Origin of the sequence: Nostoc sp., assembly GCF_036917655.1 — a bacterium.
Lineage (GTDB): Bacteria > Cyanobacteriota > Cyanobacteriia > Cyanobacteriales > Nostocaceae > Nostoc.
Genome location: NZ_JBALCY010000009.1, coordinates 243,963 through 263,868, shown reverse-complemented (window position 1 = coordinate 263,868; position 19,906 = coordinate 243,963). Strand labels below are relative to the sequence as shown.

Annotated in this window: 23 protein-coding genes; 19 read left to right on the top strand and 4 right to left on the bottom strand. The window is 42.5% G+C overall.

Features of this window, described 5'->3' with window-relative positions:
- Nucleotides 1-19: 19 nt before the first annotated feature.
- The 4 genes from V7K30_RS05530 (at nucleotide 20) to V7K30_RS05515 (ending at nucleotide 2,303) form a co-directional block, all read left to right on the top strand.
- Nucleotides 20-274 (top strand): hypothetical protein, encoded by a 255-nt coding sequence (locus V7K30_RS05530; protein WP_300412453.1) that lies wholly within the window; start codon nucleotides 20-22, stop codon nucleotides 272-274.
- Between the two features lie 168 nt (nucleotides 275-442).
- Complete coding sequence (locus V7K30_RS05525; RefSeq protein WP_334997881.1) at nucleotides 443-748, top strand: small RNA NsiR4-regulated ssr1528 family protein; 306 nt, start codon at nucleotides 443-445, stop codon at nucleotides 746-748.
- Nucleotides 749-1,104: 356 nt separating this feature from the next.
- Nucleotides 1,105-2,067, top strand: a complete 963-nt coding sequence (locus tag V7K30_RS05520; protein WP_334997879.1) for an aldo/keto reductase — start codon at nucleotides 1,105-1,107, stop codon at nucleotides 2,065-2,067.
- Nucleotides 2,067-2,303, top strand: coding sequence for a hypothetical protein (locus V7K30_RS05515; RefSeq protein WP_334997877.1), 237 nt, complete (start codon nucleotides 2,067-2,069; stop codon nucleotides 2,301-2,303). Before V7K30_RS05520 ends, V7K30_RS05515 begins: the two co-directional genes overlap by 1 nt.
- 61 nt (nucleotides 2,304-2,364) lie before the next feature.
- Here V7K30_RS05515 and V7K30_RS05510 read toward each other — a convergent pair whose 3' ends face one another.
- The gene (locus V7K30_RS05510; RefSeq protein WP_334997874.1) at nucleotides 2,365-2,649 is read right to left on the bottom strand and encodes a hypothetical protein; all 285 of its coding nucleotides are present in this window, start codon (nucleotides 2,647-2,649) and stop codon (nucleotides 2,365-2,367) included.
- Nucleotides 2,650-2,794: 145 nt separating this feature from the next.
- Between V7K30_RS05510 and V7K30_RS05505 the strand changes: the two genes are divergently transcribed.
- The 8 genes from V7K30_RS05505 to V7K30_RS05470 all read left to right on the top strand — a co-directional run bounded on the left by V7K30_RS05505 (nucleotide 2,795) and on the right by V7K30_RS05470 (nucleotide 11,290).
- Nucleotides 2,795-3,241, top strand: a complete 447-nt coding sequence (locus tag V7K30_RS05505; RefSeq protein ID WP_334997872.1) for a hypothetical protein — start codon at nucleotides 2,795-2,797, stop codon at nucleotides 3,239-3,241.
- Between the two features lie 967 nt (nucleotides 3,242-4,208).
- Nucleotides 4,209-6,116, top strand: coding sequence for a 1-deoxy-D-xylulose-5-phosphate synthase (dxs, locus tag V7K30_RS05500; RefSeq protein WP_334997870.1), 1,908 nt, complete (start codon nucleotides 4,209-4,211; stop codon nucleotides 6,114-6,116).
- A 43-nt stretch (nucleotides 6,117-6,159) separates the two neighbouring features.
- Nucleotides 6,160-6,804, top strand: a complete 645-nt coding sequence (locus V7K30_RS05495; protein ID WP_334997868.1) for a GNAT family N-acetyltransferase — start codon at nucleotides 6,160-6,162, stop codon at nucleotides 6,802-6,804.
- Between the two features lie 79 nt (nucleotides 6,805-6,883).
- Complete coding sequence (mtnA, locus tag V7K30_RS05490; protein WP_334997866.1) at nucleotides 6,884-7,945, top strand: S-methyl-5-thioribose-1-phosphate isomerase; 1,062 nt, start codon at nucleotides 6,884-6,886, stop codon at nucleotides 7,943-7,945.
- A gap of 168 nt (nucleotides 7,946-8,113) precedes the next feature.
- Nucleotides 8,114-8,302, top strand: a complete 189-nt coding sequence (locus V7K30_RS05485; protein WP_334998161.1) for a DUF4347 domain-containing protein — start codon at nucleotides 8,114-8,116, stop codon at nucleotides 8,300-8,302.
- Nucleotides 8,299-8,514, top strand: a complete 216-nt coding sequence (locus tag V7K30_RS05480; RefSeq protein WP_334997864.1) for a hypothetical protein — start codon at nucleotides 8,299-8,301, stop codon at nucleotides 8,512-8,514. Before V7K30_RS05485 ends, V7K30_RS05480 begins: the two co-directional genes overlap by 4 nt.
- A 1-nt stretch (nucleotide 8,515) precedes the next feature.
- On the top strand, nucleotides 8,516-10,672 hold the full coding sequence (locus V7K30_RS05475; protein WP_334997862.1) for an AAA family ATPase: 2,157 nt from the start codon (nucleotides 8,516-8,518) through the stop codon (nucleotides 10,670-10,672).
- 3 nt (nucleotides 10,673-10,675) lie between these two features.
- A complete protein-coding gene (locus V7K30_RS05470) occupies nucleotides 10,676-11,290 on the top strand; it encodes a hypothetical protein (protein ID WP_334997860.1) in 615 nt (204 codons plus the stop codon).
- A gap of 102 nt (nucleotides 11,291-11,392) precedes the next feature.
- On the opposite strand, the gene V7K30_RS05465 is transcribed toward V7K30_RS05470, so the two are convergent.
- Nucleotides 11,393-12,814: an NADP-dependent isocitrate dehydrogenase gene (locus V7K30_RS05465; protein ID WP_334997858.1), complete on the bottom strand. Its 1,422-nt coding sequence runs from the start codon at nucleotides 12,812-12,814 to the stop codon at nucleotides 11,393-11,395.
- A gap of 275 nt (nucleotides 12,815-13,089) precedes the next feature.
- Here V7K30_RS05465 and V7K30_RS05460 point away from each other — a divergent pair, with 275 nt between their 5' ends.
- From V7K30_RS05460 to V7K30_RS05435, 6 genes are all read left to right on the top strand, one after another.
- Entirely contained in the window at nucleotides 13,090-13,818 is a 729-nt protein-coding gene (locus tag V7K30_RS05460; protein ID WP_334997856.1) for a GUN4 domain-containing protein, read from the top strand.
- A gap of 25 nt (nucleotides 13,819-13,843) precedes the next feature.
- A complete protein-coding gene (locus V7K30_RS05455; RefSeq protein WP_334997854.1) occupies nucleotides 13,844-14,062 on the top strand; it encodes a type II toxin-antitoxin system HicB family antitoxin in 219 nt (72 codons plus the stop codon).
- Between the two features lie 7 nt (nucleotides 14,063-14,069).
- Nucleotides 14,070-14,273, top strand: coding sequence for a BrnT family toxin (locus tag V7K30_RS05450; protein ID WP_334997852.1), 204 nt, complete (start codon nucleotides 14,070-14,072; stop codon nucleotides 14,271-14,273).
- Nucleotides 14,274-14,328: 55 nt separating this feature from the next.
- The gene (locus V7K30_RS05445; RefSeq protein ID WP_442941046.1) at nucleotides 14,329-14,595 is read left to right on the top strand and encodes a hypothetical protein; all 267 of its coding nucleotides are present in this window, start codon (nucleotides 14,329-14,331) and stop codon (nucleotides 14,593-14,595) included.
- Between the two features lie 51 nt (nucleotides 14,596-14,646).
- A complete protein-coding gene (locus tag V7K30_RS05440) occupies nucleotides 14,647-15,753 on the top strand; it encodes an ABC transporter ATP-binding protein (RefSeq protein ID WP_334997850.1) in 1,107 nt (368 codons plus the stop codon).
- A gap of 125 nt (nucleotides 15,754-15,878) precedes the next feature.
- Entirely contained in the window at nucleotides 15,879-16,670 is a 792-nt protein-coding gene (locus V7K30_RS05435) for a superoxide dismutase (RefSeq protein WP_334997848.1), read from the top strand.
- A gap of 442 nt (nucleotides 16,671-17,112) precedes the next feature.
- Here the strand turns inward: V7K30_RS05435 and rsmG are convergent, their stop codons facing one another.
- Together rsmG and V7K30_RS05425 are read right to left on the bottom strand one after the other, a co-directional pair.
- The gene (gene rsmG, locus V7K30_RS05430) at nucleotides 17,113-17,850 is read right to left on the bottom strand and encodes a 16S rRNA (guanine(527)-N(7))-methyltransferase RsmG (protein WP_334997846.1); all 738 of its coding nucleotides are present in this window, start codon (nucleotides 17,848-17,850) and stop codon (nucleotides 17,113-17,115) included.
- Nucleotides 17,851-17,914: 64 nt separating this feature from the next.
- A complete protein-coding gene (locus V7K30_RS05425; protein ID WP_334997844.1) occupies nucleotides 17,915-18,589 on the bottom strand; it encodes an ABC transporter ATP-binding protein in 675 nt (224 codons plus the stop codon).
- A 317-nt stretch (nucleotides 18,590-18,906) separates the two neighbouring features.
- Between V7K30_RS05425 and V7K30_RS05420 the strand changes: the two genes are divergently transcribed.
- Nucleotides 18,907-19,866 carry a Sll0314/Alr1548 family TPR repeat-containing protein gene (locus tag V7K30_RS05420; protein WP_334997842.1) on the top strand — a complete coding sequence of 320 codons (960 nt, stop codon included), beginning with the start codon at nucleotides 18,907-18,909 and terminating at the stop codon, nucleotides 19,864-19,866.
- The last annotated feature ends 40 nt before the right edge of the window (nucleotides 19,867-19,906 follow it).

The following is a 19,906-nucleotide window of genomic DNA, read 5'->3' as shown; positions in this document are numbered from 1 at the left end:
GGCATGGGGCATGGGGATAATGACAAAAAATAGAATTTTAATTTGCACTTTTTTGGCGCTGTCATCAGGTTTTTTTGGGGCTTACACCAGTGGGCAAATCACCATAATGCTCCATAGCCAAAAGTGCCAAAACCAACCTTGGGGTTTTAAGGAGATGTGCAACGCTTGGATGACACCTGGAGCAATATGGCAAGGTAGCACAACAGGGCTATGGACAGGCACAATCTTAGGGGCGTTTGTTGGTGGTTTGGTGACGCGACAAGCTCGTGATTAGTCTAACGTGAGTTCGACGAACTTCTCCCTGCCTTGAACTGTATTGCCCCATGAGCGGCTGCCGCGCAAAGAATTGCAATTAATCCTCGGCAGCAAAAAAAGCCAGTAGGCAGCTTTGGTGTCAGCGAGACTGGTAAAATCTACCCATAGCGAAGAAGAGTAAATCACCATGCCTACCGAAACTAACTCAGGGAATCAAACTACTACAGGTGCTGATGCGATTGATGAAGCGATCGCACAGGGAATTGATTTTGATGGTTCCCCCATTCCACCTGCCAAATTAGACCTTTATGGTAAGGTTATGGCGCTAGAAGGCAATAGACAGCGCAGTGGCGTATCTAATACTATGCGATCGCGCATTGTGCGAATTGGCGCAAAACACATTCCCCAAGCAGAACTCGACCAATTACTTGTAGATGCTGGTTTCGCACCCCTAAAAGAGAAAGAAATTGCCTTTTTTTATAGCGGAAAATAAATATAGCAGCACAGCACAACCAGGGCGAATAGAATTCACGGCTACACAAACAAAGTCCGCCTCCGCGGACTAAGAGAAAATTAATGTTTTAACCCACGGAGGTGGGTAAAGTCTCGTGTAGACGCAGTTTCTAACGGCCCTTTTAAGGTTTTGCTTATGTAGACTCGGTTTCTAACCGTCTCTTTAACTCCTTAGCTCACACATCTTAAATTGCCATCGCTATTTTGGCTTCTTCAGTATTTTCCTGATCGGCTTTAAAAGTGTATCTTCAGCAAGATATTGCCAACTTTTCCTTGTCTTTGAATTGGCACACAGTTATATCTACTTAAGTAATAGCTGAAAGACAAGGAGAACAGATGTCAGGAAGTACGTCAAATTCAGAAATGCTATATCGAGTTCTCGGCAGTACAGGAGAGAAAGTTTCCGCCATCGGATTGGGTGGTTGGCACATCGGTTTGAAGCATGTTGATGAGCAACTGGGTATCCGCATTGTTAGAACAGCCATTGATCGTGGCATCACCTTTATGGATAACAGTTGGGATTACAACGGTGGAGTCAGCGAGATTCGCATGGGAAAGGCGCTGCGCGATCGCTACCGAGATAAAGTTTTCCTGATGACGAAAATCGATGGTCGCTCTAAAAAAGAAGCAGCAAAACAGCTAGACGAATCACTTCAACGCCTGCAAGTTGATTACATCGATCTTGTTCAGCACCACGAAATCATTCGATACGAAGACCCGCATCGAATTTTCGACAAAGAAGGGGCGAATGCTGCCTTCATTGAGGCACGGGAAGCTGGCAAACTCCGATACATCGGTTTCACTGGGCACAAAGATCCCCATATTCATCTGCATATGCTGGAAGTTGCAGCCACTCACGGGTTTAAGTTTGATACAGCGCAGATGCCGCTCAATGTCATGGATGCTCACTACCGGAGCTTTGCAAAGCTGGTTGTGCCAGAACTGGTAAAACAAAACATTGGTGTTTTGGGAATGAAAAGTTTGGCCAACGGTATTCTTTTACGCTCAAATACTGTAACGCCAATTGAGTGTTTACACTATGCTTTGAATCTGCCCACGTCGGTTGTGATTACCGGAATTGATAGCATGGAGATTCTAGAGCAAGCCTTTGAAGCAGTACGGACGTTTCAGCCAATGAACGATGAGCAAGTGCGATCGCTCTTAGCAAAAACCGCAGAAGCTGCATCACGCGGCGAGTTTGAGCCTTTCAAAACCTCATCAATTTTTGATAGCACTGCCCAAAATCCAGATTGGCTGGGAGAGGAGCCAGAGCGCATCCAGCAATTGCTGCCAGCGTGATGCTTAGTGTTGTCTCCAGAGGAAGTTCACATGATGATACAACACTAAAGCATCTTGCGCTTTGTAATTCCATCGCCACGTTATTTAATGCAACCTCCTGCAATGGCATTGTTTCGATTGACAATGTGATTGTTTCGACTGAAAATGCGATTGCATTGACTGACAATGTGATTGTTTGGACTGACAATGCGATTGTATCAACTGACAATGGCATTGCATCGACGGTTGCAAGTTAATTAACTGAACAGCGATCGCTGACTTTTCTCTAAGATGATGTTTGTGAAGTCTCAATTCATACTAGCCCTGGCGACTAGAAGTCGCACGCCAGTTGCTTATGGGGGAAACCCCTTGTCCCCGTAGTGGCTCCCCAGACTTTCGAGGCTGCGCTATCGCCGGAAGCCGACGCTTAGACTTCTCTCTGCGTGGGTTTAAAACCCTTAATTTTCCCTTAGTCCACAGAGGTGGACTTTGCTTGTTATAGTAGCCAATTCCATTCGTCAAATACTTTCCCAACATCTCTAACCGCGATCGCCCATGTCCAAAATCTGTGAACTGTTTAATTCGCTCCCTGATTACCAGCAAAAAAATCTTTAGTCAAAATTCAATCTATCAAAATAGTGAATTCGTTTAATAACTAATGACGCAAGAACCTCTATCTAGGGATCGATATCGCTAATCAGCTAAATGAAGTAAAAATAGTATACTAAATCAGATGAGATTGTATTCTATGAGACTGAATTATTTTACAAAACAGCTTTCCTCAGTAAAACGCTGGATGGCTACAACACTGTTTTGTATGTTAGCGATCGCTTTTGTTTGGCAAGGTGCATTTTTCTCGAACACTTCAGCAATGGCTGCTCCTACTGCAACCTTAATTGCATCGGCAGACGTAGGCGATCAAGTTAAAGAAAAAGCCAGCGATGATGCTGGACGAGCCAAGAATTTTATCCAAGATACGGCAGATAAAGTTAAGCAAACTGCCAAGGACAATGCCAATAAAGTTGACCAAGCAACAGACAATGGTAGTTTTGCTGAACGCAAAGCAAAGAAAGATGCGGCTACAATTCAGAAAAGAGCAAACGAAGATGCAGATCGGACACAGAAAGCAGTAGACAACACAAAGAATGTTGTTGAACGCACCGTTGAGAACATCAAAGATGCTTTTGGTAAATAGAGAATAGATATAGCAATCCTATTTGATTTCATTCAAATCGAAAGGCTTTGATTTCCGACTTCGTAAGAGTTGTCGGAAATCTTGTTGTTTACGAATAATTTAGGAAAAAGTCTAAATTTCTTGCACAGATTAATTTATACAATTTGTGCTATGTTATTTGCTAGTTATGTAAGAAGTAATATCATGTCCGCTTGATTGCTTATTAAACCCGAAGAACCCCACCCCGCCGGCGGGGAGGGGATTAAGGGGAGCCAGTGCGGTCTTCTCCCAAGGGGAGACGCTAAAAGCGATAGCGCAGCGGTAGCGAGTCCGCGTTCGCGCAGCGTCTCGTAGAGAGCGTCTGGGGTCTCCCTAAGTGGAGCATCTGGCGGGTGGGGTGCAATAACTATGGGAATCACAACGAATTACCCGGACATGATATAAGACAAAATTTTATAATTAATTTAAGAAGATTATTTTACTAAATAAATACTGAATCTAGCCAAAATAATTAGGTATTATTACATACAAGCGTTTGCTCTCAATGAACTGGCGATCGCTGAGAAAATTAGCTGCTATTAACGAACAATAGAAGAAATAATTGCTAAATATTTATCAGCAATTATCCTGAAAATATAGTTAGAAATGAGATATTTAACTTTCTTCTGTACTAACTTTAAAGGGCAAAAATGAGTGATGTACTTAGGGAATTTCCGCAAAATGCTCCTGAAAAACTTGGTTTTATATACGGATTAGAGATATTTTTTAAGTAGTATTACTTATTGACAAATGTGCTATAACCTTAGCTGGTTGTAACCTGATTTTGACGAATTGTTAATAGGTAACAAATTTTTTAGCATTATCAATTACGAAGTTATACTTTCCACTACAACTTAGTAACAATGTAAGAGTCTGATTATGTGGACAACCCGACCGTGGGAAAATCAAGATACTAAAAACGTGAAGTTAGAGAGGAAAACCCTATAATATGCATCTGAGCGAAATCACCCATCCTAATCAGTTGCACGGTTTCTCTGTTCGCCAACTGCAACAGATTGCCCGTCAGATTCGAGATAAGCATCTCCAAACCGTAGCAGTTAATGGTGGACACTTGGGACCAGGGTTGGGTGTTGTAGAATTAACACTAGGACTTTACCAGACACTGGACTTAGATCGGGACAAAGTGATTTGGGATGTAGGACACCAGGCTTATCCCCACAAACTGCTTACAGGACGCTACGATCGCTTCCACACTCTCAGACAAAAGGACGGAGTTGCAGGTTATCTCAAACTTTGTGAAAACAAGTTTGACCACTTTGGCGCTGGACATGCTTCTACAAGTATTTCAGCGGCATTGGGCATGGCTTTAGCGCGAGACTTGAAAGGGGAAAAATTTAAAGCCGTTGCTGTTATTGGCGATGGGGCACTGACTGGGGGTATGGCTTTAGAAGCCATCAACCATGCCGGACACTTGCCGAAAACTAACCTGTTGGTTGTTCTCAACGACAACGATATGTCTATATCTCGCAACGTGGGCGCAATTCCCCGCTATCTCAACAAAATGCGCCTCAGCCAACCGGTACAATTTATTAAAGATAATCTTGAGGAACAGTTTAAGCAAATTCCCTTCGTTGGCGAATCCTTGTCTCCCGAACTCGGACGGATCAAAGAAGGTATGAAACGCTTGGCTGTTCCCAAGGTAGGTGCAGTTTTTGAAGAACTCGGCTTTACCTACATTGGCCCAGTGGATGGGCATAATCTCGAAGAATTGATTGCCACCTTCCAACAGGCACATCAGATAACAGGGCCAGTTTTGGTACATGTAGCAACAGTCAAAGGCAAAGGCTATGAAATTGCCGAACTAGATCAAGTTGGCTACCACGCCCAAAGCCCCTTCAATGTAGCAACTGGCAAAGCCATTCCTTCCAGTAAACCCAAACCCCCGGCTTATGCCAAAGTCTTTTCTCACACTTTGGTGAAACTTGCCGAACAAAACCCCAAAATCGTTGGGATTACTGCGGCTATGGCAACGGGGACAGGTTTAGATAAACTTCAAGCCAAACTGCCCAATCAATATATTGATGTCGGCATTGCTGAACAACACGCAATCACCCTAGCCGCAGGACTTGCAACTCAAGGGATGCGCCCCGTAGCCGCCATTTATTCTACCTTTCTGCAACGTGCTTATGACCAGATAATTCACGATGTCTGCATCCAAAACCTGCCAGTGTTTTTCTGTTTAGATAGGGCAGGAATTGTCGGATCTGATGGCCCCACCCACCAAGGTATGTATGATATCGCTTATCTGCGTTGCATTCCTAACATAGTAATAATGGCACCCAAAGACGAAGCAGAACTGCAAAGCATGGTAGTAACCGGCGTTAATCATACCAGTGGGCCGATCGCTATGCGCTACCCTCGTGGCAATGGCTACGGTGTCCCCCTGATGGAGGAAGGTTGGGAACCTTTGGAAATTGGCAAAGGAGAAATTCTCCGCACTGGCGATGATGTGTTAATCGTCGCCTATGGCACAATGGTCTATCCAGGAATGCAAGCCGCTGAAATTCTCAGCGAACACGGCATTGAAGCAACTGTAATTAATGCCCGTTTTGTTAAGCCTTTGGATACCGAGTTGATTTTGCCTTTGGCTAAGAAAATTGGCCGCGTTGTCACCTTGGAGGAAGGTTGTATCATGGGTGGCTTTGGTTCTGCGATCGCGGAAGCCTTAATGGATGCAGATATTCTAGTTCCTGTCAAGCGATTCGGTGTACCAGATGTGTTAGTAGATCATGCTGAACCCAATGAATCTAAGACAGAATTAGGTTTAACTAGTCATCAAATAGCAGAAAGAGTGTTGCAAGCTTTCTTTAAGCAGCAAGTATCGGCTGTGGTTTAGTTAATTTTGTTTAAGTACATCGTCTGTTTCCTAGAATAACCTTATGAAAATAACCTCTGTTTTAGAGGTTATTTTTTTGAGGATCAATTTCTCTAGGCAACTAATGAGAATTAGCTTTGAATACATGAGAATACCAATAACATATCGAATTAAGACTGAGCGCTGTATCCTCAGATGTGTCTCTTCCCAAGATATTCCATACGTGTTTTCGGCTACGCAGTTTCTAGGTTTTAACAATGGTATGCCTTGGGAACCTCCACAATTCATCGAAGAACTTCACGAATACCTTCAACAAAGTTTGCAATCTTGGGAATCTGATTCAGCCTATACTTTCACAATTGAATGTGCCAGTACTAGTACATTTATCGGTAGAATTTCTATTAGAAAAAATCATGAATTAGCTCGGATATGGAATCTCGGTTTTTGGACACATCCAGAACACCAAAATCAAGATTATATGACAGAAGCCGCTCAAGCTATTATCAAGTTTAGTTTTACGCTTTTGGCAGCAGATCGTATTGAAGCGTACCATGCTCTATGGAATAGGAGTAGTGAGAAAGTATTAAAAAAAATTGGGATGCAGTTTCTTCGCTATATTCCAGAGGGTTTTCAGAAGCGTGACCAGTGGGTGGAGGTAAATTTCTTAGCAATTGAAAGAAAAGATTGGCAGACTTCATCCTTTAGCTGACATCAATGTAGCGTGTTAAACTACCAAAGTGCTAACAAGCACTAATTAGCAATTTGATGCTTATTAATCAACTCTTTCTATGATATCTTCTACAAACCAGGTTTATCCCGTTATTTGGCACAACAACTCAGTGTCGCTAATTGACCAAACTCGCTTACCCAACGAATATACATTTGTGGAAATTCATCGCAGTGATGATATGGCGCGGGCGATTAAAACGATGATTGTGCGAGGTGCGCCTGCAATTGGTGTGGCTGCGGCATACGGAATGTATCTTGGTGCAAGGGAAATTGAAACAAGCGATCGCACCGAATTTTTGCAACACTTAGATAAAGTAGCCCAGTTGTTGCGTTCTACTCGGCCGACGGCGGTGAATTTATTTTGGGCAATTAGTCGGATGATGACAGCCGCCTACGAAACGTTGGGAACTGTAGAAGAAATTAAACAAACCCTTTTCCAAACAGCCCAAGCAATCAATGCTGAAGATTTGCAAACCTGTCAGGCGATCGGTGACAATGGTTTGGCAGTGTTGCCGACTACCCCAGAAAAGCTGACGATTCTTACCCACTGTAATGCTGGGGCGCTAGCTACTGCTGGTTATGGCACTGCTTTGGGTGTTGTGCGTTCCGCTTGGAGGGAAGGACGTTTAGAACGTTTATTTGCCGACGAAACCCGTCCACGTTTGCAAGGGGCAAAACTCACCACTTGGGAATGTGTGCAAGAAGGCATTCCAGTGACATTAATTACTGATAATATGGCAGCCCATTGCATGAAACAGGGTTTGATTCATGCTGTAGTTGTGGGTGCCGATCGCATTGCTGCTAATGGCGACACTGCTAATAAAATTGGTACATATAGTGTAGCGATCGCAGCTAAAGCCCATAATATACCCTTCTTTGTCGCTGCACCCCTTTCCACCGTTGATTTTGAATTAGCCGATGGCAGCAAAATTCCCATTGAAGAACGCGAACCAACAGAAATCTATCAAGTTGGCGATACAATTCTCACACCTGGGGGTATAGATTTTTACAACCCGGCTTTTGATGTGACTCCGGCTGAGTTAATTACAGCGATCATTACAGAAAATGGAGCATTTGCTCCTGGGGAATTGGTGAAATCACGCCTAAAGCAAGTCGTTTAACATCAATTAATAACCCAAATTGCGGGTTATCAAATACAAATACACTATTGAATGCGATCGCAGACCCCAAAGTGGTGATTGCACCTAACCCAATCACCACTTTCAGGAGCAATACCATTTTGAATAAAAGTATCAATCGGTAATTAAAGACTTTAATTCACCAGTAAAATTACGGTAGCTACTGTTGCCCCTTTGACCGATATTATGGGGAATGCCAAGTTAGGGGCAGACTGGGATTTAGAGGTTCAAACGGGGAATAATCAGGGCATCGGAATCAAAAAACCGCGTCGGCGGGAGAGATGCGTGCCATCACCAGGCACAGAACATTTAGAAAGAACTAGATGGGAGTTGATATGAAAGACCAGAAGAAGCTTGCAGAACAATTAAAAAATCGTGCGATTGACTCAGATCACGAACACGTATTAGCAGACTTGGGGAAGCAACTGATTACCGAATTTGAAGATGGATCGTCTAAAGCAGTGACTGAAATGCTTAGCAGTCAAATTGAGCAACAGCGTAAAGTTTACAACCGAAGCTTACAAGCTTTAACGCTAGCAATGGGTTTATAAGATGGACATGGAAAACTACAAGCTGATCTCGCTTAAAGTCAAAGGATTTCGAGGCTTTGCAGACCGCGCCGGGGAGAGAGAATTTATTTTTGATAACTCCTGCACTCTGTTGTTGGGCATCCAAGGTGGAGCTAAGAGCAGTACACTCAACGCTATCGAATGGTGTTTGTTTGGAGATAAAGTTGCCAATAAGTCTGCTACAAAGATTGATGAGCGCAAGGATTGGCTAGTCAAAAATAAAACGTCAAGCGAAGCAACTGTGGAAGTTACCTTTAAGCGGGACGATGGGGAATTGCTCAAAGTATATCGTTGCGATCGTAAGCGAAGGGGAAAACCATCATTCTATTATCAAACCAATGATGGAATTCATGAAGATGAAAACCGTTTAGCGGTGTTACTTGGTATCGAATTAAGTGACTATATGAGTTGTATTTATCTTCATCAAGAGGTGATAAATGCATTACTTGTCCAAGAACCCAAAGAGCGGCGTAATGCCCTTGACAGACTCATGGGATTAACGAATTGGCGTAATCTTGGCGAAGGTATTAAAAATGCTAAAGCCACCGATCAATTCAAGAAAATTGATGAGGATTATGCCAAAATTAATCACAAAATAGAAACCGCAAAAAAAATTAAGCAAGGAGACTTAGCTACTGCTAAAGAGGAGGCAATGAGCCATGACATTGCAGAAAAAGAACTAACACTAGATGGGGCAAAGTCCCGTTGTAAAACTGTTGCTGAAACAATGCAGAGGTTTGCTAATGACTATAGTTTGTTGTTGCCAATGCTGCCTAAATATCAGACTAATGAAGACTTAGAAAAGTTTTTCAAATCAGGCAAGCAAGCTATCAAAAAGCTACGCAATGAGCAGCCGGACGTTGAAAGGCAGAAAGCCTTGCTCAGTCAGGAAAATGAACTAACTCGTTTGAAAGTTAGTTTCGATGGCAAACGGAATGCTGAAAAGCAACAAGATGAGCAGATTCAGAAATTTAAAGATAAACACGGAACTCCCTCATCTGTATTAGCTAAGAAAAATCAAATTGAGAACGAACACCTACCAGTAGCCAGGGAAGGGCTTTACACAATCAACAACAAGGCAGGGGTGATTCGGGAGACACTGAAGTTTTTAGATTCTGGACAAGATACCGAGTCGCACTGTCCAATTTGTTCTAATAAAATTACTCCTAGTAAGCTTCGGCAGCAAATAGAAGCATCGCAAAAGGAAATGCAATCACAGATAAAGCCGTTTGAAACAGAAATAAGCAGACTTGAAACAGAATTATCAGCGTTGTCGGGAGTTATCAAGAAATTTGAGCATTTCCAAGGCGACTTAGAAGACAAACGCCAAGATATTCGAGATGCAAAAAAGGCTATTGCAGTAGCTTTGGAAACAGAAATTTCCGAGGAGGCAGATCCTTTGGTTTTACTCGAACAAGCAATTACTGAGGTGAGTAAAGATTTAGCAGAGATTCGACAAGCTATTCAGCAAGGAAATCATCGGATTGATGTCATTGAAGAACAACTAGAAGATATCAAACGAATTACCAATATGCTCCAACGGCGGCAAGAAGTTGAAAAGCTATTTGAGATTCAAGATAGCCCTGAATATAAGCAATTTGAATCCGAACGCGATAAATTATCTTCTCTTTGCGACTCTGTAGTAACTATTGGGGAAGCTATTGAAGATGTACTCCGAACTTCTGCCAAAGAGAAAATAGAATCTACCAAAAATCTCATCTCCAACATTTATCGCCAATTAGCTATCCGCACTGATTATCCAGATATCAAAATAGATTCGGATAAGTATGAAGTGATGGCAGTTGGAAAGGGAGAGACTGAAATTGCCTTGCGGATTTTAAATAAAGGCGACATTAACTGTGCAGCATTGAGTATATTCCTGGGATTAGCAACCTCTAACAATTTAACTCACAACATCAGCTTCATGGTTTTAGATGATCCATCTCAAAACCTTGATCCAGCACATAAAGAAAGGCTGGCTGGTGTCTTGAATGACGTACTGAAAAACAAGCAATTAATCATAGCTACATCCGAAGATGATTTTGCTACTCACTTGAATAGCAAGTTAACCAAGCCAAAAAAAGTCTATCGACTAGAAGATTGGACTGAAGATGATGGTCCATCCATCACAGTGGAGTAGGAAATGGATGTAGATACCTACGATGTCCTGAAGAAGATTTCGCTACACTTGAATGCCAAATCTAAAAAAGATAATGGATTTGGAAAGGCTTGCCAGATTTTATTAGCTATCACTTTCTGCCGATTGGGGTTTAAAGTAGAAAATTATTTTTCTCAGGGCGTAGACATAGACATTTGGAATCACTCACAGTATCCTAATTTCTCTGTTGAAGTAAAGACAACAATTAAAGGTACTGTGCAGCTTGGTGAGAAGGATGTGGAAGGATTGATAAAAAAAGAATATGAAGGATATAAAACAGCATTCGCAGTCTTGCTAATAGATTCGCTATCAGGGTGGCTGATAGTAAACGCTAAAGGAATAAAATATGGCAATATTCCTCTTACTAGATTGAACAATCAAACGCGAGTATTACCTGATTTGCAGAAAGAGGTTAATCAGGTATTCCCCAAAGTCATTGCCGATTATGAAATTGAAATACTGAGAAGGGTTTCAGACGAAGTTTTAATGTATTTGGATAAAAATTTGGAGAATGAGAAAAGAAACACGGCATTGAGAGATGAAGAAGCTGAAGAAGATGAAAAAGTTGAGTTAACGAAAAAGAACCTCTCCCTGTCTTGAACTAAGGTTCAAGTCTGTCCCTCTCCGAGTCGGAGAGGGACAGGTTTTGTGTAGTAAAACCAGGGAGGGGTCTTTTTATTCGACTAATTAACCCTAGTAAACTTAACCAAAATGCTGAATAATTGCCTCGGCGAATTCAGAACATTTTAAGGGTTCAACTGGTGGTTCTAGCAATCGCGCTAAATCGTAGGTGACTTGACTACTTGCGATCGCATCGCTTAAACCTTTCTTAACTAGGTCTGCGGCTTCTTGCCAACCCATAAATTCCAGCATCATCACACCAGACAAAATCAATGAACCAGGATTAATCCGATCTAAGCCGGCGTGTTTGGGTGCAGTCCCGTGGGTAGCTTCAAATATGGCACTAGCATCACCAATATTTGCCCCTGGCCCCATTCCCAATCCACCAACAATGGCGGCAGCCGCATCAGACAAATAATCGCCGTTTAAGTTCATCGTCGCCAAAATCGAATACTCATCCGGTCTGGTTTGGATTTGTTGAAAAATACTGTCAGCAATCCGGTCATTCACCAAAACTTTCTCTTTCCATTTGCCATCGCCGTGAGTTGCCCAAATTGTGTTAAGAACAGTTTCAACTTCCTTGACAATTTCCGCTTTTTTCTCTTCGGTGAGACTATCAAACCCAGGATCAATCTGGCGGGCGTTTTCTTCTAAGGAAATATTGGGATTTTTTTCCTTGTTAGTCAAAATCCAAGATTCCCGTTCAGTGACAGTTTCTTGGCGAAATTCACTGATTGCTAGTTCATAACCCCAATCACGGAAAGCGCCTTCGGTGTACTTCATGATGTTGCCTTTATGCACCAAAGTCACTTGTTGCTTGTCTTTGGGCAATAGCAAGGCGTGTTTGATGGCACGTCTAACTAGGCGCTGGGAACCAGTTTTGCTGATGGGTTTGATGCCAATACCAGAATCAAGAGGAATGCGTTTTTTCCCATGTTCTGGGGTGGCGGGGATCAGTTCTTCATTGATAATTTTAATTAAGCGATCGCCGATTTCGCTACCTTGTCGCCACTCAATGCCTAAATAAATATCTTCCGTATTCTCTCGATAAACAATTACATCCAGCTTTTCGGGATTTTTGTGGGGCGAGGGCGTACCTGCATAGTAACGGCAAGGACGCACGCAGGCATACAAGTCAAAAATTTGCCGCAGCGCCACATTTAAAGAACGAATTCCCCCCCCAATGGGAGTAGTCAAAGGCCCCTTAATAGCTACACCATATTCTTCAATTGCCGTGAGAGTATCCTGAGGTAAATATTGATAAGTTCCGTATAAATCGCAGGCCTCGTCCCCAGCGTAAACCTTGAACCAGCTAATTTGACGCTGACCTTTGTATGCTTTGGCTACCGCAGCATCTAGCACTTTTTGAGTCGCAGGCCAGATGTCTATACCTGTGCCGTCACCCCGAATAAAGGGGATAATTGGATTGTCCGGTACGATTGGTTCACCATTTTTGAAGGTGATTTTTGCTCCGGCTGCGGGGGGGGTAATCTTGTCGTACATAGTTCACACACTCCTAATCGATACGCTGCTAGTCAAAAAATCCTTATGTGGCAAGGCTTGCATATTTTACTATGTCTTTTGTTTACCAAGTCATAAGGCGCAGATTTTCCCCCTATTCCCCTTGTACATTATTTGGGGATTAAGTGTGGGATTGAGTGAAGCGATCGCAATTTTGTACGATCAAAAATAGTAAACTACTTTTCGCTATCAGTGCTTCACCTTGGAGAAGCCCAATAGCTTACCACTCTTTCACTGACCGCTAACACCAGAATTGCATGACAGACCCAATGATTTTATCAAGCCCTGCTAATGACATCGACTCCCTCCGACGACCGTTACTCACTGGGTCTGAAAAAGTCCAACAACAGATAATCCCACAGTTGGCTGAGTTGGGTAATGAAGGATTAGACGTGTTGATGGAATTTTTACTGAAACGACGTGAGAACCCAGCGACTTGGGTTGATGGCAAAGCTTACCAAGTTCTCTATAACTCTGATGCACCTCAAGCTCAAGAATTTTTACGCTCTTGTTTTCCTGAGGGAATTGTACCTCTAAAATCAGAGTGCGGGATTAACTATAATTCTTTGCAACAGCTACTGGCTGTTCAAGACTTCCAAGCAGCCGATCGCGTCACCATAGAAAAAATGTGTGAACTATCAGGCACAACGGCTGTACAACGAAAATGGTTGTATTTTAGTGAGGTAGAAAATGTCTCGGCTGTTGACTTGCAAACCATTAACAACCTCTGGTTAGTCCATTCCGAAGGTAAGTTTGGCTTTTCAGTGCAGCGAGAAATCTGGTTAAGTTTGGGTAAAAATTGGGAGAATTTCTGGCCGAAAATTGGCTGGAAAGCAGGTAACATCTGGACGCGATACCCTAACGAGTTTACTTGGGATTTGAGTGCGCCTAGAGGTCACTTACCCCTCTCTAATCAACTTCGCGGGGTACGAGTCTTTGCTTCTTTACTCTCTCATCCAGCTTGGTCGAAGAATCCAGAAAAATGATTTTGAGCCTACCTACAAATAGATTATGATCAATCCCACCAACCGAGAATTTTACGTGATCATTGAACGGGATGAAGATGGCTACTATGTCGGAGAAGTCCCTAAGTTACAAGCCTGTTACAGTCAGGGAGAAACAATTGATGAGTTGATGGTTAACATGAAAGAAGTAATTGAACTTTGTTTAGAAACAAAAACTTATGAAAAAATCCCAGAATTTATCGGGATTCAAAAGCTAGTAATTTAATAATTCCATGAAGTTTGAGTGGGACGAAAACAAAGCGGCAATAAATCTTTTAAAACATCAGGTTTCCTTTGAAGAAGCCAAAACTGTTTTTGATGATCCGCTCTATGTTCACTTTTATGATCCAGACCACTCTGCTGATGAGGAGCGTTACCTTATTATTGGAGAGTCAAATCGGGGACGCCTACTAATCATGTCGTATACGGAAAGATGAAATTCGATTCGTCTCATTAGTGCAAGAGAAGTAACGCCAACCGAGCGAGAAGTCTATGAAGAAGGGTAAGCCAGAAATGGAAGACGAACTACGATCAGAGTATGACTTAAAGAGTCTAAGGGTCAGAAAGTTCGGCTCTGAACGAAAGAGCTTTGGTAAAATAACAATTCGTTTAGAACCTGATGTTGCAGAGGTTTTTCCCAATGCCGATGCTGTCAATGAAGCTCTAAGATTTCTGATTAGAATTGTACAGGACAACCAAGTTTCTGCACTTACAAAGCAGCCTCACAGTTCCTTGGAGGGGGCGGATAAAAGCCCCTAGTGCTGAGTTGGAAGTGCCGCAGATCCCCAACTGAAAATATCAAATCAGATAATGGCAAACGTTCGTCTAGAAGATATTAAACGTAGATTTAATAATGTCACTGCTATTGAGGACATTACCTTTGAAATTCCTGATGGCGAGTTTTGGGTTTTAGTTGGGCCATCGGGTTGTGGTAAGTCTACAATTTTGCGAACGATCGCGGGTTTAGAAACTGCCACATCAGGTAAACTATTTATTGGCGATCGCTTGGTGAATAATATCCCAGCCAGACAACGGGATGTGGCAATGGTGTTCCAAAACTACGCTCTCTATCCTCACATGAGCGTGGCGCAAAACATCGGCTTTGGTTTGCAAATGCGTCAGGTTGACCGGAAAATCATTCAAGAACGGGTGATGAATGTGGCGCGATCGCTTTCTCTCGATCACCTGCTAGATCGTAAACCCAAACAACTTTCTGGGGGACAGCAACAACGGGTAGCATTAGGGAGAGCGATCGCTCGTGAACCACAAGTGTTTTTACTTGATGAACCTTTATCTAATTTAGATGCCCAATTGCGCGATGATACAAGGGCAGAATTGAAACAGCTACATCAAGAGTTAGGTATTACAACTATTTACGTCACCCACGATCAAGTTGAAGCGATGACTTTGGCTGATAAAATTGTCGTGCTAAATCGAGGGCGGATTCAACAAATCGGCGATCCCCAAACTATTTATGCAAATCCTGCTAATCAGATGGTGGCAAGCTTTTTAGGTAGTCCGCCAATGAATATCTTGCCTGCAATTTATCAAAATAACGGTTTTGATGTGAGTGGGCAATTATTAGCAATTCCAGCAGTTGTGAAAGAAAAATTACAGTTGCGTCAGGGATACAGTTTTGATTTGGGGATTCGTCCAGAGCATATTTTTATTAACGAATCGCCAAGTCGCCAAGAAGGAAATGAAAGTCAGTTGATTGTAGAAGTTAAAGTGGTGGAACCTTTGGGAAGGGAAACTTTGATTCGTGCTGGTTTACCTGGTTCGGCGATGGTGTTGAATATTCAGGTGGGCGGAGATGTGCGTTTGCGTCCAGGCGATCGCCTTTCTCTACAACTCGATTTAAATCACTTGTTTGTGTTTGATCCCAAAACTGGGGACAGAATCTTACCTCATGAGTGACTGTGGCTTTAAGGTAGCTCAGTTAAACTGCCAGAAATAATCGCCAATTCCCAATTTTTTGTAGCCAGAATCTAAGAAAATAAAAACTGCAATACATACTTAATGGATTGGCTGCAAAAACTTACATGACTATTAATCGACGCCATTTCTTGTTCTTATTCACAGCAGGTGCGGGTGGTTTTGCATTAGATGCTTGTGCATTGGCAAAGAAATCTCCTCAGGGAAACACTGCAACTCCTGAAACGACACCAAATACGACACCAAATATAGCACCAAATACAGCACCAAATAAAACAGGTGCTATCCAACTACCACCTTTAGCTTACGCCTACGAAGCACTGGAACCACACATTGATGCCAAAACGATGCAGTTTCACCATGATAAACACCACGCAACTTATGTGAAAAACCTGAATGCAGCCTTAGACAAACACCCAGAACTCAAAGGCAAAACTGTTGAAGAACTATTGCAAAAACTTGACAAGGTACCCCAAGATATTCGCAGAACAGTACGCAATAATGGCGGTGGTCATGTGAACCACTCAATGTTCTGGAAAATTATGAAGCCGAAAGGTGGGGGAGAACCAACAGGAGGTATAGCCTCCGCTATTAATCAAAATTTTGGCTCTTTTGCAGCTTTCAAAAAACAGTTTAACGAAGCTGGTACTGGTCGTTTTGGTAGTGGTTGGGTTTGGCTAGTGCGTAACAAAGGTGGCAAGCTGGAAGTGACAACTACAGCTAACCAAGATAGTCCCTTAAGTGCAGGTAAATATCCCATCCTGGGTAATGACGTATGGGAACATGCATATTATCTCAATTACCAGAATCGCCGCGCTGATTATTTAGATGCTTGGTGGAACCTGGTTAATTGGGATGAGATTAACAAGCGGTTTGCAGCAGCTAGTAAATTGGCTTAAAACCAGATAAAAATTTAGAGTTATAGGCGCTTAAAAACTGGCAACAGAAATAACATTCTGCTGCCAATTTTTTGATGTGATACTAAATAGCTCTTGCAGTTATTTTTTTTATTTTTTGGAGATTTAATATAGCTTAATTTTAGGTTAAAAATATGAATATATCTCAATAAATATGGCACTTGGTATATTCTTGGGAATTAGGGCTAATATTTTATCTAGTTAATTTCCTCCAAACAATATATTTATCAAGCCCCCTGTGACAAAGTTTGATTTTTGCTCACCTCCTTCCCGCCCGCAAGCGGGGAGGAGTAATTTTATGTTGCACAATTGTTATTAAATTGTGCAAACTTCTATTTTTCAAAACGCCGAAATGTAAACATTCTCTGTGCGTGAGGCTAATTTATCCTTTCACTCAGCAAAACCCTTTTTCTTGCACTCCCCCTCAAAGAGGTTTTTGAGAAGGTACACCTACAGCACGGGGAAAATTAGCTGGTGTGTTTGCTACCTTACGCACATAAAGGCAATGACGAATGCTATCACTTAGAGGAGTGGTAAATTTTTCAATTAATTCAATCACGCCACCTAGCTGGTTAACAGCATTTTGCAAAACTGTGGTTTCTTCCTCTGTCCAATTACCACGATAAATTATGGCTAAACCACTTTGTTTGAGTAATGGTAGGGCATATTCTGCACAAACAGAAGCTGTCCCAACAGCCCGGATTAGGGCAATATCGTAAGCTTGTCGGTGCTGGGGTTGCTGACCGATTTCTTCAGTCCTACCAACGAGAGTTTTGGCATTGGTCAGGGCAAGTTCAGTTAAGACTTTTTCGATAAAAGTAATTTTTTTCCGGGTTGAATCCATTAGAGTAATTTTGCAATTAGGCGCAGTAATTATCACTGGAATACCTGGAAAACCCGCACCAGTGCCAATATCAATGACAAACGCACCTTCTTGAAGAGACGGGATAAATTGCCCGTGTGGCGCAATTCCTCGCAGAGAATCCCACAGATGTTTTTCCCAAAACTCCTGGGGGTCGGTGATGCGAGTTAAATTCAGTTGGCTGTTACCTTCTAGGATTAATTCGTAAAGTCTCTGGAATTGCGCCTGGTGTTGAACAGTTGGTTGCCAGTTGAGAGTTTGTTGCCAAATTTCTGCCATTTCAGGCAATAAGTTTGTCATTAGTCATTAGTCATTAGTTATTCTTTCTTCCCCCACTCCCCACTCCCCACTCCCCACTTCCCTTTTATGCCGTCGGTAGGGGTTCTTGGACTCTAGCTTCCAGTGTCCTTGGGTCTACTGATTCTAATTCACCGTGGTTGAGTGTCCAGCAACGGTCTGCGATCGCTAGCAAATCCCCAGCATCGTGTGTCACTATTAACAGCGTCCAATCTTGTTTCAGTTTCGCTAATAAATTTACCAGTTGCCGACGCATTGACCAATCTAACCCAGCTGTGGGTTCATCCAATAACAATAAATTTGGCTGGCGAATCAATTGCACTGCCAAAGCTAAACGCCGTTGCTGACCACCACTCAAGGCATGAGGAGCAGCAGAAAGCGATAAATGCTCTAATCCCACCTCACTCAGCGCCTGTCTGACTCGCTCTGACCCTAACTCAGGATGTCCTAAACGCAATTCTTCTAAAATCGAACCACCGCAAAAATGCCGCTCTGGAAACTGAAATACCAAGCCAGCCAATTGTTGTAGCTGTTCGGCTATCAGTTCTTGTTCCCGCCAGAAAAGTGCGCCGGTAGTGGGTTCGGCTAGTCCCGACAAAATTTCTAGTAAGGTACTTTTTCCTGAACCACTGGGGCCAATAATCAGACCTAGCTGCTGGGGTGCTAATTCCAAGTTGATCGATTTGAGAATCGCTGTTGGGCAGGCTGTAGGGTGATAAATTACATTTCGGAGATAGAGCATTTGTTAAGATTACCAAAAAGTCAGCAAATTACTGATTAGCTACACTGAGATTATCTGGAAAATTCTGGAAAAATTCATAGCGCATTACCTGGATTAACACCTTAATCTAGCAGCAAGAATCATTTACTTTTTCTCCATTGTGGCAGACTCACCCTTAAACAATGGCTAGAGCAAGCCTGAAAACATAAAAAAATTACCAAAGCTAACCTTTATATAAGAAAATTTTGGTTGAAGCAGAGGCAAGTTAAAAGTAACCATTTTTTGCATTCTAAGTAACACATACAACTATTTCAACCGCAATTATTCTGAGGGTTAAAATGACTAAAATGTTTTCTTCACCTCAATTAGTAGTGTCTACCAAACTCACTACCCTTGCTCAGACTGCTTTTACAGTTGCGTTCGCCTTTGGCGTTGCCCCTTGGGCAATCGCACTTAATCTGTGGGTAAATCCCTCCTTGGCTGGCGATCCGTTTCGCAATCGCGAACCTCATCAAATTGGCGACCAAACAGAAGCAGCTTTTAAAGCGATTTTCCAACAGGGCGACTATCCAGCAGCAGAGCGTTATCTGCAACAAGCACTATCCAAAGAGCCAAATGAACCTCTAGCTTATGCCATGATGGCATCTTTAGCATACGGAAGTAAGGATTGGGCTAAACTAGACACTTATAGTCAGAAAACTCTAGAAACTGGAAAAAAACTGATTCCTAGCGATCCATTGCGTGGTAATTTATACACTGCTGTTGGTCATTTTTTAGAGGGTGCAGTCGTTATCACTCGTCAGGGTACAGTCAACGGTGTGCCGCAAGCCTTTAGCCGGTTGCGGCAAGTTTATGAATATTTAGACAAAGCCGAAGCAATTTCTGCCAACGATCCAGAACTGAATTTAATCAAGGGTTATATGGATTTATTATTGGCGGTTAATTTGCCTTTTGCTAGCCCAGATCAGGCAATTGGAGGGTTAGAACAAAATGCTGCTCCTAAGTATCTAGTGGATCGGGGTATTGCTCTTGCTTACCGGGATTTAAAACGGTATTCACAGGCACTAGAATATGTGAACCGGGCGCTCAAAACCACATCCGATAATCCAGAAATTTATTATCTCAAAGCCCAAATCCTGAAAGAACTGGGGCAAAAAGAAAAAAGCCAGCAGATGATCCAGGAAGCGATCGCTAATTTTGACAAAGCATTGACTAAAAAATCCCAACTCCCAGGTGATTTAGTCAAACAAATTGAGCGTGAACGCAAAAATGCTATTACCCTGAAGAATCCTGAATAATTGGTCATGGGGCATTGGGCATGAATTTTTCCCAATACCT